Source organism: Pseudomonas sp. UW4 (genome assembly GCF_000316175.1).
Taxonomy (GTDB): Bacteria; Pseudomonadota; Gammaproteobacteria; order Pseudomonadales; family Pseudomonadaceae; genus Aquipseudomonas; species Aquipseudomonas laurylsulfatiphila.
The window spans coordinates 2,608,896-2,623,815 of sequence record NC_019670.1; the positions used below are offsets into that span (position 1 = coordinate 2,608,896).

Here is a 14,920-nt window from a genome sequence, read left to right on the forward strand (position 1 = left end):
AAAGTCTCCTGCCGATCAGGCGGTGCGTACGGGCTTGCCGGAGGCGCATTCAAAGTCGTTGAAGAAGGCTTGCACCCGGGCGGGTGCCAGTTCTGTCAGGGTTGGCGGGTTCCAGCGTGGGCACTTGTCCTTGTCGATGATCAGGGCGCGCACACCCTCCATCAGGTCGCCCTTGTCGAACCACTGGTAGTCCAGGTGTAACTCAAGGGCGAAGCACTCGGCCAGGCTCAGGTCACGACCACGGCGCAACAACTCGAGCGTCGTGGCCATCGCCAATGGCGAGCGGCTGTCGAGCAGCTTCACTGTCTGCTCGGCCCAGTCTTGCAGCTCGGGACGTTGTTCGCGCTGCAACGCGGCGTGAATGGCCGGGACATCGGGCAAGGCGAAATACTCGTCGATCGCCTGGCGACAGGCCTTGAGCTCGGAACCGGCAAGTCGCTCGGTGGCCATGTCGGCGAGCAGGTCCTGCAAGTCTTCGACGGGCGCAGCGGTCCAGTTCAGGTGGTCGAGGCAGGCATCCAGCTCGGCCAGCCGTTCGCTGGGCAGGTAGTAGTCGGCAAGGTTCGCATAGAGGGCATCGGCGGCACGCACCTGGCAGCCGGTGATGCCCAGATAGGTTCCCAGTTCACCTGGCAGGCGCGGCAGGAAATAGCTGCCACCGACATCGGGGAAAAAGCCGATGCCGACTTCCGGCATGCCCATCCGCGTGCGCTCGGTGATCACCCGCAACGAGGCGGCCTGGGCCAGGCCCATGCCGCCACCGAGGACAAAACCATCGAGCAGTGCCAGCACTGGCTTGGTGTAGCCATGCAGGTACTCGTCCAGGGCGTACTCCTCCTCGAGGAACAGCTCATGCAGGTTGTCGCCGGCCTTGTAGCTGTCGTACAGCATGCGGATGTCGCCACCGGCGCAGAAGGCCTTTTCACCGGCGCCACGAAGGGTCACGGCGACGATCTCCGGGTCCTGCTCCCACGCCCACAGGTGCCGGCAGAGCAGACGCACCATGGGCAGGTCCAGGGTGTTCAACGCGCTTGGCCGATTCAGTGTCAGGTGGCCGACACGGTTGCGTACGCTGGCCAGCACCGGGGCTTGCTGCTCGCTCATGCTCAGGCTTCCCGGCGGAACAGGTTGATGATGGCGGAGAAGTCCAGACCGCCGTTACCTTGCAGGCTGAAGGTCTGGTACAGCTGCTGGGCTACGGCACCGAGCGCGACCGGTTGGCGCGCGTGCCTGGCCGCTTCAGTGGCCAGGCCCAGGTCCTTGAGCATCAGGTCGCTGCCAAAGCCGCCGCTGTAACCACGCGAGGCTGGAGCGTTTTCCAGCACGCCCGGGAACGGGTTGTTGATTTCCGAGCTCCAGCAGCGACCGGTGGAGGTATTGATCACTCCGGCCAGGACCTTGGCGTCCATGCCCAGGGCTACACCCAGGGCCATGGCTTCGGCGACGCCGACCATGGAGATGCCGAGCAGCATGTTGTTGGCGATCTTGGCCACTTGGCCGTTGCCTGCTGCGCCGCAGTGCACGATGTTCTTGCCCATCGCCGAGAGGATCGGCAAGGCCTGGTCGAACACGCTGTCCGGGCCACCGACCATAAAGGTCAGGGTGCCTGCCGCCGCACCTCCGGTGCCGCCGGATACCGGTGCGTCGAGCATCGGGTTGCCTTGGGCAAGGGCGTATTTGGCCACCTCGCGGGTGCTCAGCGGGTCGATGGTCGAACTGTCGATCAACAGCACGCCCGGGCCGATATTGGCCAGCAGTCCATCTTTGCCGCGATAGACCTGCTTCACGTGCTCGGCGGTCGGCAGCATGGTGATGATCACCTCAACCCTGGCCTTGGCCACGGCGGCGGGTGAGTCGGCGGCGCTGGCGCCGGCCTCCACCAGGGCGGCGACCGCCTGGGGGAAGGGATCGAAGACGGTCAGGCTGTGGCCGGCCTTGAGCAGGTTGCGGGCCATTGGGCCGCCCATGTTGCCCAGGCCGAGAAATCCGATATGCATGTTGGCTACCTTTTACGAGTGGGGGCAGTGGCGCAGGAAACCCTGCGCGCGCTTGTCGTCGGCCGACGCAAGGCGTCGGCCGGCAAAGGTCATTTCAGGGTGATGGTGGTGTTCACCGCGCCGCCGGTGTCGTCCTCGTCGAACCAGCGCTGGGTGATCGTCTTGGTCTGGGTGTAGAAGGTCACCACTTGCTTGCCGTAGGGACCCAGGTCACCCAGCTTGGAGGCGCGCGAACCGGAGAAGGAGAACAGCGGGACCGGTACCGGGATTGGCACGTTGATGCCGACCTGGCCAACGTCGATCTCTTCCTGGAAGTGCCGCGCGGCAGCGCCGGAACGGGTGAACAGGGCAGTGCCGTTGCCGTTCGGGTTGGCGTTGATGATCTCGATCGCCTCGTCCAGGTTGGCGGCGTGCATGACGCACAGCACCGGGCCGAAGATCTCTTCGCGGTACACCGACATTTGCGCGGTGACACCGGAGAAAATGGTCGGGCCGACGAAGTTGCCATCCCGGTAGCCCGGCACGCTCGGGTTACGCCCATCCAGTTCGAGCCTGGCGCCTTCTTCGATGCCGCTGGCGATCAGACCGTTGACGCGCTCCAGGGCGGCGCAGGAAATCACCGGGCCGATGTCGGTGCCCGGCTCGGTGCCGCCATTGATCTTGAGGGTCTTGGTTCGTTCGATCAGATCCGGCAGCCAGGTCTGCGCTTCACCCACCAGGATCACCACGGGCAGGGCCATGCAGCGCTGGCCGGCAGCGCCAAAGGAAGCACCCAGCAGGTTGTTCAGGGTCTGTTGTTTGTTGGCATCGGGCAGGACGATGGCATGGTTTTTCGCACCCATCATGCACTGCGCGCGCTTGCCGTTCTGGGTGGCGCGGTTGTAGACGTGGGTGCCGACTTTGGTCGAGCCGACGAAGGACACGGCCTTGATGTCCGGGTGGTCGCAGATCAGGTTCACCGCGTCGACGCCGCCGTGGATGACGTTGAGCACGCCCTTGGGCACACCGGCCTCCAGGGCCAGTTCCACCAGGCGCATGGTGACCAGCGGATCCTGCTCGGATGGCTTGAGGACGAAGGTGTTGCCGGTGGCAATGGCCATCGGGAACATCCACAGCGGGATCATCGCCGGGAAGTTGAACGGGGTGATGCCGGCGCACACGCCCAGCGGCTGCAGCAGGGTGTAGGTGTCGACACCGTTGGCCACGTTGTTGGCCAATTCGCCCATCTGCAAATTGCCGATGCTGGCGGCGTGCTCGACCACTTCCAGGCCGCGGAACACGTCACCTTCGGCATCCGGCAGGGTCTTGCCCTGCTCGGCGGTGAGCAGGGCGGCCAGTTCCTTGATGTTTTCGCGGATCAACTGCTGGTATTTGAGGAACACACGGGCACGGACACCGATCGGGGTCTTGCGCCAGGTCTTGAAGGCTTGCCTGGCGCTGGCCACGGCGGCGTTCATTTCCTCGGCGGTGGCGAAGGGCACACGGGCCAGGACTTCCTGGGTGGCCGGGTTGACCACGTCGCGCCATTGGGTGCTGCGCGATTCGACGAACTCGCCGTTGATCAGAAGCTTGACGCTGGGAACGATGGAAGAGGTCATTTACGGGTCCTGCCTGCTTTTGTTGGGGCGAATGAGTCCCCTCGGCCTGGTTGGCCGAGTGATCGGGTCTGGATTCGGGGGGAGGGGCCGGCATGCCGGCCCCAGAGGTCAGCCTTTGAGTTGCGGGAAGTCTTCTTCGAAGTATTCCTGCGGGCCACGTGCGTCGCCCTGGCGACGCTGCACTTCCATTTGCCGCAGTTCCACCCGGCGGATTTTTCCGGAGATGGTCTTGGGCAGCTCGCTGACAAACTCGATGCGCCGTACCCGCTTGTAGGGCGCCAGGTGCTCGCGGGCGAACGCGAGGATGCTGCCAGCCAGTTCGTGACTGCCCTGTGCGTCATGGGCCAGGATCAGATAGGCCTTGGGCACTGCCAGGCGCACCGGGTCGGGGCTTGGCACCACGGCCACTTCCATCACCGCCGGGTGCTCGATCAGCGCGCTTTCCAGCTCGAAGGGGCTGATGCGGTAGTCGGAGGCCTTGAACACATCATCGGCACGGCCGACGAAGGTGATGTAGCCCTCTTCGTCGATCTGTGCGGTGTCGCCAGTGCGGTAGTAGCCGTCGCGCATCACTTCGGCGGTCTTTTCCGGGCTGTCCTCGTAGCACAGCATCAGGCCAAGCGGGCGTACGTCCAGCGGCAGGGCCACTTCGCCTTCGTTACCCGGCACGCCATCGGGATCGAGCATGGTCACCCGATAGCCCGGCAACGGACGGCCCATGGAGCCCGGCTTGAGCCGCTGGCCAGGCGTGTTGCCGACCAGTGCGGTGGTTTCCGATTGGCCGAAGCCGTCGCGCAGCAACAGGCCCCAGGCATGCAGGATCTGCTCGATGATCTCCGGGTTGAGCGGCTCACCGGCGCCCACCAGTTCGCGCAGGCGCAGGCGCGTCTTGTAACTGGCCAGGTCTTCCTGGATCAGCATGCGCCACACGGTAGGTGGCGCGCACAGGCTGGTGACGCCGTAGCGTTCGAGCACGCCGAGCAGGGCCGGCGCGCTGAAGCGTGCGGTGTTGTGGATGAAGATGCAGGCACCGGCATTCCACGGTGCAAAGAGGCAGCTCCAGGCGTGCTTGGCCCAGCCCGGGGACGAGATGTTCAGGTGCAGGTCGCCCGGCTGCAGGCCAATCCAGTACATGGTCGAGAGGTGGCCGACCGGGTAACTCTGGTGACTGTGCAACACCATCTTCGGCTTGGAGGTGGTGCCGGAGGTGAAGTACAGCAGCATCGGGTCGGTGGCCAGCGTGCGACCCTCTGATTCGAACTGCTCGGAATGCTCGCTGGCGGCGCTGTGCGGGGTCCAGCCGGCGGGGGACGGACCGACGCAGATGCGGCTGCAGTCTTCACCCAGCCCGTCGAACTTGTCGACATGGGCGCTACCGACCACCAGGTGGCGAACATGGCCGCGCTCGATGCGGTCGCTCAGGTCATCGGGGGTCAGCAGGGCGGTGGCGGGAATGACCACGGCACCGAGTTTGAAGGCGGCCAGCATGGTTTCCCACAGGGCGACGTCGTTACCGAGCATCAGCAGGATGCGTTCGCCGCGGCGCACGCCGAGGGCTCGCAGGTGATTGGCCACCTGGTTGGAACGCGCTGCCAGTTGCTGGAAGCTGTAGCGTTGTTCGCTGCCGTCCTCTTCGACGATCCACAGGGCGTTGGCCTGGTTGCCCTCGGCCATGGCATCGAAGTAATCCAGCGCCCAGTTGAATTCGTGCAGCAGCGGCCAGCGGAAGTCACGTACGGCGGTGGCGTAGTCGGTACGGTGGGCCAGCAGGAAATCACGAGCGTCCAGGAAGGGTTGGCAGTGGTTGTTCATTGGAGGCTCCCGAGACGCGCGCGGTTACCTGAAAGTGGGGAGACGACGGCAAGCATGGATAGCTTCACGGTGGGTGCCCTATTTATTTTTATTGGGACTGACCGGGTTCATGGCCAGGTGGTTGAATCGAGTATAGGCAGGCATAAATCAAATAAGAATGCTCAAAAAATCCCGTATGTTGTGCAAAAAAGCATGGGCCTGCTGCATCGTTGAATCGACAAGGTGGGCGCTGCCCGCACCGTCAAGCGATGCAGGCAGCGCCCGCCTTGTGCGGGGATTTACCAGAGCGCCAGGGTATAGCTGAGGATCAGGCGGTTTTCGTTGAGGTCGTTACCGAAGTGGGCGGTGCGCACCGTAGCGTTGCGCCACTTGAGACCGAGGTTTTTCAGCGGGCCGCTCTGGAGCACGTAGCCGATGTCGGTGTCGCGCTCCCATTCGTGGCCGTCGGGCTTGCCAGCGCCCAGGTCGATGCTGTCGCCGGATAAGTAGCGGGTCATGAAGGTCAGGCCGGGAACGCCGAGGGCCGCGAAGTTGTAGTCGTAGCGCGCCTGCCAGGAGCGCTCGTCCTTGTTGGCGAAATCGTTGATCTGCACGAAGTTGACCAGGTAGGCGTCGGTGCCATTGACATAGGCAAAGCCGGTGTCGCCGCTCATGCGTTGGTAACCGAGACCGAAGGCATGGCCGCCGAGGGCATAGGTGAACATGGCGCCGAAGGCATTGTTGTCGATGTTGCTGTGGCCATCGTCGGTGGAGCGGGCGTAGCGCAGGTCGCTCTTGAACGTCTGGCCTGCGCCCAGCGGCAGCACGTGGACCAGACTGAACTGGTGCTGGTGATAGAAGTCGTCCAGGCCGCCGTAGTTGTAGCCCGTGTTCAGCCGCTCGTTCCACTGGTAGGCCAGGCCGGCGAAATTGAAGGCGTCGCTGCGGGCCTGGCCACCGACAATGCCCTTGGCGCCGGTGGTGGTGATGGTCATTTTCTCGTAGTCCGAGGAGTCGCGCTGGTTGACCCGATCCACGCGCCCCGCGTCGATGCTGAGGCCTTTGATCTCCTGAACATTCAACTGGCCACCGCGGAATGTTTGCGGCAACAGGCGCGAGTCATTGGCCAGCAGCACCGGCAGCTTCGGGGCCAGGGTGCCGAGCTTGAGCACGCTGTTGGACGCTTTGAACTTGGCCGTCAGGCCCAGTTCGCCATACTCGTCCTTGGCGCGCCTGGGCGGCTGGCTGTCGCGCTTGAGCAGGCCGGTGCCGGCGCGATCAGGACTGGAGTCGAGCTTGACGCCGAGCTGGCCAAGGGCATCGATACCGAAACCGACCGTGCCATCGGTATAACCGGATTCGTAGCGCAGCAGGAATCCCTGGGCCCATTCTTCTTGCTTGGACTGGGCGGCATTAGCCTGGCGGAAGTCGCGGTTGAAGTAGAAGTTGCGCATCTCCAGCCTGGCCGTGCTGTCTGCCAGGAAGTCGGCATGTGCCTGTGCAGCGAGGCCGCTGCCGGCCAGGAACAGAGTGAGGGTGGTGGGTTTCATTGGATGCCTTTTGTTGTTTTTGTTGTCGACGAGCCGCTCCCGCGCCACTTGGAGTTGGCGAGGGAAGGGCGCTATTGGGGGTGTCCTGCGCCGAGCGGCGCAGGGCGGGTGTAAAAAAGCGCGAAGCAAAGGAGCGGACTCGCGCTCGGGGCGTCAGCCCCGGAAAAAATCAGCGTCAGTGACTGCTGGCCATGGAAGCTCCAAGGCCGGTCTGGGCACGGACGAACTGGTCGGCGTAGGCGGCGCGTTCGCGGTTGGCGCGCTCGCTGCGGTCAAGCCTGGAAGCGACCACTATGACCACGAAGGCCAGTGGCATGGAGAACAGCGCTGGCTGGTCGTAAGGGAAGAGCGCCTGGGCATGCCCCAGTACGCCGACCCACACCGACGGCGAGCCGATCACCAGGGCCAGGGCGCTGACCAGGCCGGTCAAGCCGCCATAGAGGGCGCCGCGGGTGGTCAGGCCGCCCCAGTACATGGACATGATCAATACAGGGAAATTCGCCGAGGCGGCGATGCCAAACGTCAGGCCGACCAGGAAGGCGATGTTCTGGCCCTCGAACAGAATGCCAAGGGAAATCGCCACGATGCCCAGGCAAACGGTGGCGATGCGTGACACGCGCATTTCCTGTTTCTCGTCGGCGCAGCCCTTTTTAAACACCGAGGCATAAAGGTCATGTGAGATGGCCGAGGCACCGGCCAGGGCCAGACCGGACACCACGGCGAGAATGGTGGCGAAAGCCACGGCAGAGAGGAAGCCGAGAAACAGGTTGCCACCCACTGCCTTCGCCAGGTGCATGGCCACCATGTTGCCGCCGCCAATCATGGCCCCGCCGAGCTTGCCATCGACGTAGTACTGCGGATCCGTGCCGACGATGACGATGGCGGTATAGCCCAGGACGCAGACCACCAGGAAGAAGAAACCGATGAACACCGTGGCGAACAGCACCGATTTACGCGCCTCCTTGGCATTGGGCACCGTGAAGAAGCGCATCAGGATGTGCGGCAGGCCGGCAATGCCGAAGACCAGGCCGAGGGATAAGGACACTGCGTTGATCGGGTCGGCCAGCAAGGTGCCCGGGCCCATGATCTGCACACCGCTGGCATGCACCGCCACAGCCTGGGCCGCCAGTGTCTCGAAGCTGAAGTCGAAGCGACTCAGGGCCATCAGCACCAGGGTGGTGCCGCCCGCCAGCAGCAGGACTGCCTTGGTGATCTGTACCCATGTGGTGGCGAGCATGCCGCCGAAGATCACGTAGACCAGCATCAACAGTCCGACCACCACCACCGCCGTGCGGTAGTCGAGACCGAACAGCAGCTTGATCAATTGGCCGGCACCGACCATCTGTACCACCAGATAGCAGCACACCACGGTCAGCGATCCGAGGGCGGCGAAACTGCGCACGCGGGTTTGATCGAGTCGGTAGGAGACGATGTCGGCGAAGGTGTAGCGGCCCAGATTGCGCAAGCGCTCGGCCATCAGGAAGGTGACGATCGGCCAGCCGACAAAGAAGCCAATGATGTAGACGAAGCCGTCGTAACCCTTGGCGAATACCATGCTCGACAGGCCCAGCAGAGTGGCGGCCGACATGTAGTCACCGGCGATTGCCAGGCCATTCTGAAATCCCGTGATACCGCCGCCTGCGCTGTAGAAATCGGCGGCGGAGCGGGTGCGCCGTGCCGCCCACCAGGTGATCAGCAGGGTGGCGAGGACGAAGACGAAAAACATGCCGATGGCGTGCAGGTTGAGCGCTTGCTTCTGCGCAATGATGGGATCGGCATGAGCCAGCACAGGGCTGAGGGCGAGAAGGGCGGACAGGCGTTTCATGCGCGGGACTCCTGGAGGATCTGCGAGCTGAGCACGTCGAAGCGGGTGTTGGCGCTGTGCACGTACCAGGCGGTGAGTAGCCAGGACAACAGGATGATCGTCACGCCGATTGGCATGCCGAGGCTGAGGTGACTGCCGTCATACAGCGGCAGGTGCAGCCAGGCGGGAGCGAAAGCCACCACCATGATGAAGCTGTAATAGATCGCCAGGACCGCGCCGCTCAGTGTCCAGGCCAGCAGCGCACGCTGGCGCGTTAGGCGCTGGAACTTGGGGTTGGCCCTGACCCGTGCACAGGTCTGGGTGTGGTTCGGATGGTCAGTCGTCATGGTGAGGCTCCGCTTTTTCTAGTTGTTTTTGTTGTTCGGCCTTTTGAGGGGCGTACGGGTACCCGGGCAGCGACCCGATGCGGGACGCCACCTGAATGCTGATGTGCTGGAGTTATTGCCGCCTGGACGATCTTGCGAAGGAGAGTGGGCGGTGCAGGAGGGCGGGCCTGATCGGCTGCGAGGCGAGCAGAGAATCGGGCCAATGGCAGACGAGAACCGTGGTCGCGATTGCGCTGTTGCGCAGCTGTTTGTGTCCGGCACGCAGGCCGGCGTTTATCCATGCGCTCATGCTGTCAGCCCTCGTTATTTATTATTGGGGAGGGGACTTTCCTGGCCGGAAAACGACGCTGGCCAAGTTGGGTGAGATGCGAGTATATAAGGGCATATTTCCCATATGTATTGGCAGAAAAGCTCGATGGATATGCAAAAACGCACAACGCAGCCCCCGCTGAACTGGGACGACTTGCGTTTCTTCCTCGAAGTTGCCCGTGCTCGCACCGCCAGCGGTGCGGCTCGACGCCTGGGAGTGGACTACACCACGGTGTCGCGGCGCATCCGTGCCCTGGAGCAGTGCCTGGGCGCCCTGCTGTTCGAGAAATCGCGAACCTCAGGTTTCGTCCTGACCGTGGAAGGGCAGCGTCTGGTCAGCCACGCCGAAAGCCTGGAAAGTACGCTGCTGGTGGCTTGCGAACAGGTTTTCGGCACCACAGGGGGGCTCTCCGGGCATCTGCGCATTGGTTGCACGGAAGCCTTCGGAACCTGTTTCATCACGGCGCAGATGAGCCATTTCCTCGAGCACTACCCGAATATCTCAGCGGACATTTTGCCGGTCCCGCACTTCATCAACCTGTCACGGCGCGAGGCGGATATCGCCATCACCCTGGAGCGGCCCGAACGCGGTCCATACGTGTGCTCGCGACTGTGCGATTACCGCCTGCGCCTGTATGCGACGCCGGAGTACCTGGCCAATCATCCGTTGATCGGCTGTCGTGAAGACCTGTCCGGCCACCCGTTCGTGACCTACGTCGAAGACCTGGCCTTCAGCTTCAAGCTGCTCTACCTGAACGACCTGATGCCTGGCGCCAACTGCCGCCTGCGCAGCACCAGCGTGGTGGCCCATTACCATGCAGCCCTGGAAGGGCGGGCGCTGGCCATCCTGCCTTGCTTCCTCGCCGGCCCCGATCCCCGCCTGTGCGAAGTGCTGCCGGGGGAAGTGGAAGTCACGCGACAGTTCTGGATGTATTACAGCGAGGACTTGCGCAAGCTCAAGCGGGTCACCCTGGTAGCCGACTATCTGCGCGCTTGTGCGCAGCTGAATCGTCCGTTGTTGATGGGGGAGTCCCATACGATGCTCTACTTGCCGTCGCCCTGAGGGAATGGGAGGGGGAGCCTTGCAGGAACTGCCGCAGGCTGCGAACTTTTGATCTTGCTTTTAAAAAATCAAAAGATCGCAGCCTCGTTGCACTCGACAGCTCCTACAGGAGAATGGCGCTGATCAATGGCATGGGGGTGCCTGCCGTCATCACTGGCTGGAGCGAACGGCCCCTCCGTCAATCAACAGGTTTTGCCCGGTCAGGTAGCCCGCATGGCTGCTGCAGACGAAGGCGCACAGCGCACCGAACTCCTCGGGTGAGCCGAAGCGTCTGGCAGGAATTTCGCGACGGCATTCGTCAAGGAATGCCTCACTGTCTTGCCCCATTTCGTGGGCAGCGGCGACCAGGTTGTCGCGCAGTCGATCGGTGTCGAACGAGCCCGGTTGCAGGTTGTTGATCGTCACATTGCGGCTGGCAATGTTTTCTTGCCGGGCCAGCCCCGCAATGAACCCCGTCAGGCCACTGCGCGCGCCGTTGGACAGGCCCAGGCTTTCGATCGGGGACTTCACGGCGCTCGAGGTGATGTTGATGATCCGGCCAAATCCGCGTGCCGCCATGCCGTCCACGGTGGCCTTGATCAGCTCGATAGGGGTCAGCATGTTGGCATCCAGTGCCTTGAGCCAGGCGTCGCGATTCCATTCGCGGAAATCCCCGGGAGGAGGGCCGCCGGCGTTGTTGATCAGGATATCGAAATGCTCATGGGCCTTGAGCGCTGCCGCCCGACCCTCGGGGGTGGAAATGTCTCCGGCCACGGCGATGACCGTCACTTCAGGATTTATCGCCCTGAGCTGACGGGCTGTTTCATTCAGTGTGTCCTCGCCCCGTGCGGTGATCACCAGGTTCACGCCTTCGGTGACGAGTGCCTGTGCGCAGGCCTTACCCAAGCCTTTGCTGGCGGCGCACACCAGCGCCCAGCGTCCTGCAATTCCAAGATTCATGCGTGATCCACCGCTGCAGACAGGTTTGTCGATCGGGCACCGATGCCCATGAAGCGTCGTACCCTCTCACCTTCAGCTTCACAGCGAATGGTCTCAGGTGCGGCATCGAGTTGAATATTGCCGTTCTCCATGAAAATCACCCGATCGGAAATCGACATGGCAAAGTCCATTTCGTGGGTCACGATCAGCATGGTCATGCCTTCCCTGGCCAGGTCGCGGATCACGTTGAGCACGTCGTTGACCAGTTCCGGGTCGAGGGCCGAGGTCGGCTCGTCGAACAGCATGATCTGCGGCTCCATGGCCAGGGCCCGGGCGATCGCCACGCGCTGCTGCTGGCCGCCGGAGAGCTGGTGCGGGTACTTGTGGGCATGGGCCAGCAGGCCGACCTTGTCCAGCAGCGCATAGGCACGATGCTCGCTCAGCTCGCCCGGCTGGCCGTGGTACCGCGGTGCCAGGGTGATGTTGTCGAGGATGGTGCGGTGCGGGAACAGGTTGAAGTTCTGGAACACCATGCCGATGTGCCGCACGCCTTTGCGCAGGCGCGAGCTGTTGGGTTTGTCCGAGGCTTCGATGAAGGTTTCGCCGAACAACTTGATGTCGCCGGTATCGATGCTTTCCAGGCCGTTGACCGTACGGATCAGCGAAGTCTTGCCGGAGCCCGATGGCCCGATGATCGAGACCACCTGGCCGTAATCGACACTCAGGTCGATACCCAGCAGCACCTTGTGGGTGCCATAGCTCTTCTGGATGTTGTTCAGTTGCAGGATCGGAGTTGTGTTGTTGCCTGCGGCTTTGCGCGCAATGTCGGGCAAGGCTTCGGCGCTGGCCTTGAACCTGGCGATGGTGGCCGCGTCCAGTGTGTGCGGCTTGCGGAAGTTCAGGTCCAGGTAGCGCTCCAGGCGCTGCAGGAAATAGCCGAATACGGTGACGATCAACACGTAGTAGACGCCTACCGCCGCCAGGGTTTCCATGACCAGGAAGTTGGTGGCATAGAGGCGTTGGCCGACCGTGAGGATTTCGGTCAGGGAGATAACCGAGACCAGCGAAGTCAGCTTGACCACGGTGATGTATTCATTGATCAGGGTGGGCAACGAAATACGGAAAGCCTGGGGGATCACGATCAGGCGTTGCATGCCGAGCACGCCGACACCCAGCGCGCGCCCGGCTTCCTTCTGGCCCTTGGCCACGGAAATCAGGCCGCCACGATGGATCTCCGCCATGTACGCCGCTTCAGTGACCACCAGGGCCAGCAGGCCGGAGTAAAAGGGGTTGGACAGAATCGGTCCGCTACCGGGAAACAACTGCGGCAGGTTGTAGACGAACACCACCAGCACCAGCAACGGGATGCTGCGGAAAAACCAGATGTAGACCGCTGCGGGAATGCGCAGCAAGGGCGATTGGGACAGCTTGGCGGTGGCCAGGACAAAACCCAGCAGCATGCCGATGAACCAGGCCAGGGCACTGAGCTGGATGACCGTGACGCAGGCATTCCAGAAGTCCGGCAGGGAGAACAGGGAGAAGAAATACGACCAATCGAATTGCATGGGACACCTCGATCTGCCGCCCCCGCGCAGGGACGGCAGATAACCAGACTACAAGGGCAGGTTCTTAGTTGGCGGTCGGTTCTTCCAGGCCATACTTCTTGAGGATTGCTGCGTATTCTCCGCTCTTTTTCGTCTCCTCGAAGGCCTTTTGCACGGCCTGGTAGGTTTCGTCGTTACCTTTCTTGACGAAGATGCCCAGGGTTTGCTGATAGATCGGATGCTCGGTGGTGATCACGACCCGGCCATTGGTCTTTTCCGCGATCATCTTGGCGGCACCGGCGATTTCAACCTGGGCCTGGATGTTCCTGGACAGCAGGGCCTGGGTTACTTCGGGCGCCGAAGGGTACTCGCTGACGGTGATGGCGCCTTTGTTGTTCGGCACGCAGTATTCGTCGGACAGCTTCCTGAATTCCTTGACCCAGGTCGTGCCCTGTTCCAGGCCCAGTTTCAGGCCGCACAGGTCTTCAGGTTTTTTCGCATTGATCTCGCTGCCCTTGGGCACCATGACCGCGGCGCCGGTGTTGGCATACGCAATGGTCTGGGCCTGGGTCTGGCGCTCCGGCGTGATGTACATGCCGGAAATGATCGCGTCGTACTTGCCGGAGTTAAGGCCCAGGATCAGGCTCGGGAACTTGGTGTCGACGAACTCGACCTTGGCGTTCATGTGCCTGGCCAGTGCCGTTGCCAGCTCGGGGTCCGAACCCACCACATTCTTGTCCTTGTCATAGGATTCGAAAGGAGGGTAGGTGATCTCCATGCCGACCTTGAACGATTCTGCCGCGGCCATGCTCGCCGTGGCTGCGAACATGCCGGCTGCCAATACAGCCAGGCTCAAGAGGTTCATTTTATTGTTTTTCATTATTTACTGACTCCGGCGTAGGTAGGGGTTAGCTGAAAACTTCAATCAGGACGGTTGCGCCTGATTTTTCAAATGTCCGAAACTGGCGGGCTTGCGTGCCTTGCCTGGCAGTTGAACTTCCCCGTTGGCCACCCTCTGGCGCAGATACTGATAGGTCTGCAGCGCCTGGCCATACATGTGTTCGCCGATCGTGATCTCTTCATAGTCATTGCCGGCCTGGGCGAATCCAGGCAGCGGTTTGATCTGGGTGTGGTAGTCACAGGCATAAAACAGCGGGAAGGAATAACGCTCCTCCTTCACGCTGCGCACCCGGTGCGCAGTGGCAACGAATGCGCCTGCCGTCATCACCTCCAGCATGTCGCCGATGTTGACCACGAAGGCATCGGCAATCGGTGGTGCATCAATCCATTGGCCAAGATTGTTCATCACCTCAAGGCCTGGTTTGTCGGCCAGGAGGATGGTGAAGCACTCGTAATCAGTATGGGCGCCAAGCCCTGGTGCGTCATGGGCGGCACCGTCGAACGGGTAGTGGATCAGGCGCAGCTTGGACGGCGGACGGGTGACCAGGCTGTCGAAGTAGTTTTCTTCCAGGCCCAGGGTCAGGGCGAAGCCGCTGAACAGACGCCGGCCCAAGGCGAAAATCGCTTCATAGTAGGCCTGCACCGAGGCCTTGAAGCCTGCCAGCTGCGGCCAGTCGTTGGGCCCCAGCAAGGGGGTATTGGCCAGTACCAGCGGATCATCGGCCGGGACTTCGAAACCGACGTCGAAGGCTTCCTTGTGGTCCGGCTTGCCCTTGGAATAGACCTCTTCGCCCTCGGGCACAAAACCCTTGTGGGTCTGCGAGGTGCCGATGTAGTGGCGCATCTTGGTGTCGAGGGGCTGGTCGAAAAAGTCCTTGGCCGCCTTGCGCAGGTTGGCGATCAGTTGCGGGTCGATACCGTGATGGGTGATATAGAGAAACCCGACTTCGCTGGCGGCGCGCCCCAATTGTTCGGCCACGGCCAGGCGGTGTTCCAGTTCAAAGCTGAACAGACCGGCGATGTTGATCACCGGGATGCTGTTGAAGTTGGCTTTGAGTGTGTCAGTGCTGGCGCTGTTGTTTTTATTGTCAGGCATGAC

The 14,920-nt window shown here is 62.4% G+C and carries 12 protein-coding genes; 1 reads left to right on the forward strand and 11 read right to left on the reverse strand.

Annotated elements, in window-relative coordinates; genetic code table 11:
- Nucleotides 1-15 precede the first annotated feature (15 nt).
- The 7 genes from PPUTUW4_RS11335 to PPUTUW4_RS11365 all read right to left on the reverse strand — a co-directional run bounded on the left by PPUTUW4_RS11335 (nucleotide 16) and on the right by PPUTUW4_RS11365 (nucleotide 9,087).
- Nucleotides 16-1,104, reverse strand: coding sequence for an enoyl-CoA hydratase/isomerase family protein (locus tag PPUTUW4_RS11335; protein ID WP_015094771.1), 1,089 nt, complete (start codon nucleotides 1,102-1,104; stop codon nucleotides 16-18).
- A 2-nt stretch (nucleotides 1,105-1,106) separates the two neighbouring features.
- Nucleotides 1,107-1,997 carry a 3-hydroxyisobutyrate dehydrogenase gene (gene mmsB / locus PPUTUW4_RS11340; RefSeq protein WP_015094772.1) on the reverse strand — a complete coding sequence of 297 codons (891 nt, stop codon included), beginning with the start codon at nucleotides 1,995-1,997 and terminating at the stop codon, nucleotides 1,107-1,109.
- An 89-nt stretch (nucleotides 1,998-2,086) separates the two neighbouring features.
- On the reverse strand, nucleotides 2,087-3,595 hold the full coding sequence (locus tag PPUTUW4_RS11345) for a CoA-acylating methylmalonate-semialdehyde dehydrogenase (RefSeq protein WP_015094773.1): 1,509 nt from the start codon (nucleotides 3,593-3,595) through the stop codon (nucleotides 2,087-2,089).
- Between the two features lie 108 nt (nucleotides 3,596-3,703).
- Complete coding sequence (locus tag PPUTUW4_RS11350; RefSeq protein ID WP_015094774.1) at nucleotides 3,704-5,407, reverse strand: AMP-binding protein; 1,704 nt, start codon at nucleotides 5,405-5,407, stop codon at nucleotides 3,704-3,706.
- A gap of 278 nt (nucleotides 5,408-5,685) precedes the next feature.
- Nucleotides 5,686-6,936 carry an OprD family porin gene (locus PPUTUW4_RS11355; protein WP_015094775.1) on the reverse strand — a complete coding sequence of 417 codons (1,251 nt, stop codon included), beginning with the start codon at nucleotides 6,934-6,936 and terminating at the stop codon, nucleotides 5,686-5,688.
- 175 nt (nucleotides 6,937-7,111) lie between these two features.
- The gene (locus PPUTUW4_RS11360) at nucleotides 7,112-8,761 is read right to left on the reverse strand and encodes a cation acetate symporter (RefSeq protein WP_015094776.1); all 1,650 of its coding nucleotides are present in this window, start codon (nucleotides 8,759-8,761) and stop codon (nucleotides 7,112-7,114) included.
- Nucleotides 8,758-9,087 (reverse strand): DUF485 domain-containing protein, encoded by a 330-nt coding sequence (locus tag PPUTUW4_RS11365; protein WP_015094777.1) that lies wholly within the window; start codon nucleotides 9,085-9,087, stop codon nucleotides 8,758-8,760. The genes PPUTUW4_RS11360 and PPUTUW4_RS11365 overlap by 4 nt, the downstream gene beginning before the upstream one ends.
- Nucleotides 9,088-9,481: 394 nt before the next feature.
- On the opposite strand from PPUTUW4_RS11365, the gene PPUTUW4_RS11370 reads away from it, so the two are divergent.
- On the forward strand, nucleotides 9,482-10,459 hold the full coding sequence (locus PPUTUW4_RS11370) for a LysR family transcriptional regulator (protein WP_015094778.1): 978 nt from the start codon (nucleotides 9,482-9,484) through the stop codon (nucleotides 10,457-10,459).
- 150 nt (nucleotides 10,460-10,609) lie between these two features.
- Here PPUTUW4_RS11370 and PPUTUW4_RS11375 read toward each other — a convergent pair whose 3' ends face one another.
- The 4 genes from PPUTUW4_RS11375 to PPUTUW4_RS11390 all read right to left on the reverse strand — a co-directional run bounded on the left by PPUTUW4_RS11375 (nucleotide 10,610) and on the right by PPUTUW4_RS11390 (nucleotide 14,917).
- The gene (locus tag PPUTUW4_RS11375) at nucleotides 10,610-11,398 is read right to left on the reverse strand and encodes an SDR family oxidoreductase (protein WP_015094779.1); all 789 of its coding nucleotides are present in this window, start codon (nucleotides 11,396-11,398) and stop codon (nucleotides 10,610-10,612) included.
- A complete protein-coding gene (locus tag PPUTUW4_RS11380) occupies nucleotides 11,395-12,942 on the reverse strand; it encodes an amino acid ABC transporter permease/ATP-binding protein (protein ID WP_015094780.1) in 1,548 nt (515 codons plus the stop codon). Before PPUTUW4_RS11380 ends, PPUTUW4_RS11375 begins: the two co-directional genes overlap by 4 nt.
- A 64-nt stretch (nucleotides 12,943-13,006) precedes the next feature.
- Nucleotides 13,007-13,801: an ABC transporter substrate-binding protein gene (locus PPUTUW4_RS11385; protein ID WP_015094781.1), complete on the reverse strand. Its 795-nt coding sequence runs from the start codon at nucleotides 13,799-13,801 to the stop codon at nucleotides 13,007-13,009.
- A 45-nt stretch (nucleotides 13,802-13,846) separates the two neighbouring features.
- A complete protein-coding gene (locus tag PPUTUW4_RS11390) occupies nucleotides 13,847-14,917 on the reverse strand; it encodes a 2-oxoglutarate and iron-dependent oxygenase domain-containing protein (protein WP_015094782.1) in 1,071 nt (356 codons plus the stop codon).
- Nucleotides 14,918-14,920 lie beyond the last annotated feature (3 nt).

What these genes read in the sequence shown, in the direction of transcription:
- PPUTUW4_RS11335 (WP_015094771.1), bottom strand. Translation starts at nt 1,104, where the DNA reads ATGAGCGAGCAGCAAGCCCCGGTGCTGGCCAGCGTACGCAACCGTGTC.
- mmsB (WP_015094772.1), bottom strand. Translation starts at nt 1,997, where the DNA reads ATGCATATCGGATTTCTCGGCCTGGGCAACATGGGCGGCCCAATGGCC.
- PPUTUW4_RS11345 (WP_015094773.1), bottom strand. Translation starts at nt 3,595, where the DNA reads ATGACCTCTTCCATCGTTCCCAGCGTCAAGCTTCTGATCAACGGCGAG.
- PPUTUW4_RS11350 (WP_015094774.1), bottom strand. Translation starts at nt 5,407, where the DNA reads ATGAACAACCACTGCCAACCCTTCCTGGACGCTCGTGATTTCCTGCTG.
- PPUTUW4_RS11355 (WP_015094775.1), bottom strand. Translation starts at nt 6,936, where the DNA reads ATGAAACCCACCACCCTCACTCTGTTCCTGGCCGGCAGCGGCCTCGCT.
- PPUTUW4_RS11360 (WP_015094776.1), bottom strand. Translation starts at nt 8,761, where the DNA reads ATGAAACGCCTGTCCGCCCTTCTCGCCCTCAGCCCTGTGCTGGCTCAT.
- PPUTUW4_RS11365 (WP_015094777.1), bottom strand. Translation starts at nt 9,087, where the DNA reads ATGACGACTGACCATCCGAACCACACCCAGACCTGTGCACGGGTCAGG.
- PPUTUW4_RS11370 (WP_015094778.1), top strand. Translation starts at nt 9,482, where the DNA reads ATGTATTGGCAGAAAAGCTCGATGGATATGCAAAAACGCACAACGCAG.
- PPUTUW4_RS11375 (WP_015094779.1), bottom strand. Translation starts at nt 11,398, where the DNA reads ATGAATCTTGGAATTGCAGGACGCTGGGCGCTGGTGTGCGCCGCCAGC.
- PPUTUW4_RS11380 (WP_015094780.1), bottom strand. Translation starts at nt 12,942, where the DNA reads ATGCAATTCGATTGGTCGTATTTCTTCTCCCTGTTCTCCCTGCCGGAC.
- PPUTUW4_RS11385 (WP_015094781.1), bottom strand. Translation starts at nt 13,801, where the DNA reads ATGAAAAACAATAAAATGAACCTCTTGAGCCTGGCTGTATTGGCAGCC.
- PPUTUW4_RS11390 (WP_015094782.1), bottom strand. Translation starts at nt 14,917, where the DNA reads ATGCCTGACAATAAAAACAACAGCGCCAGCACTGACACACTCAAAGCC.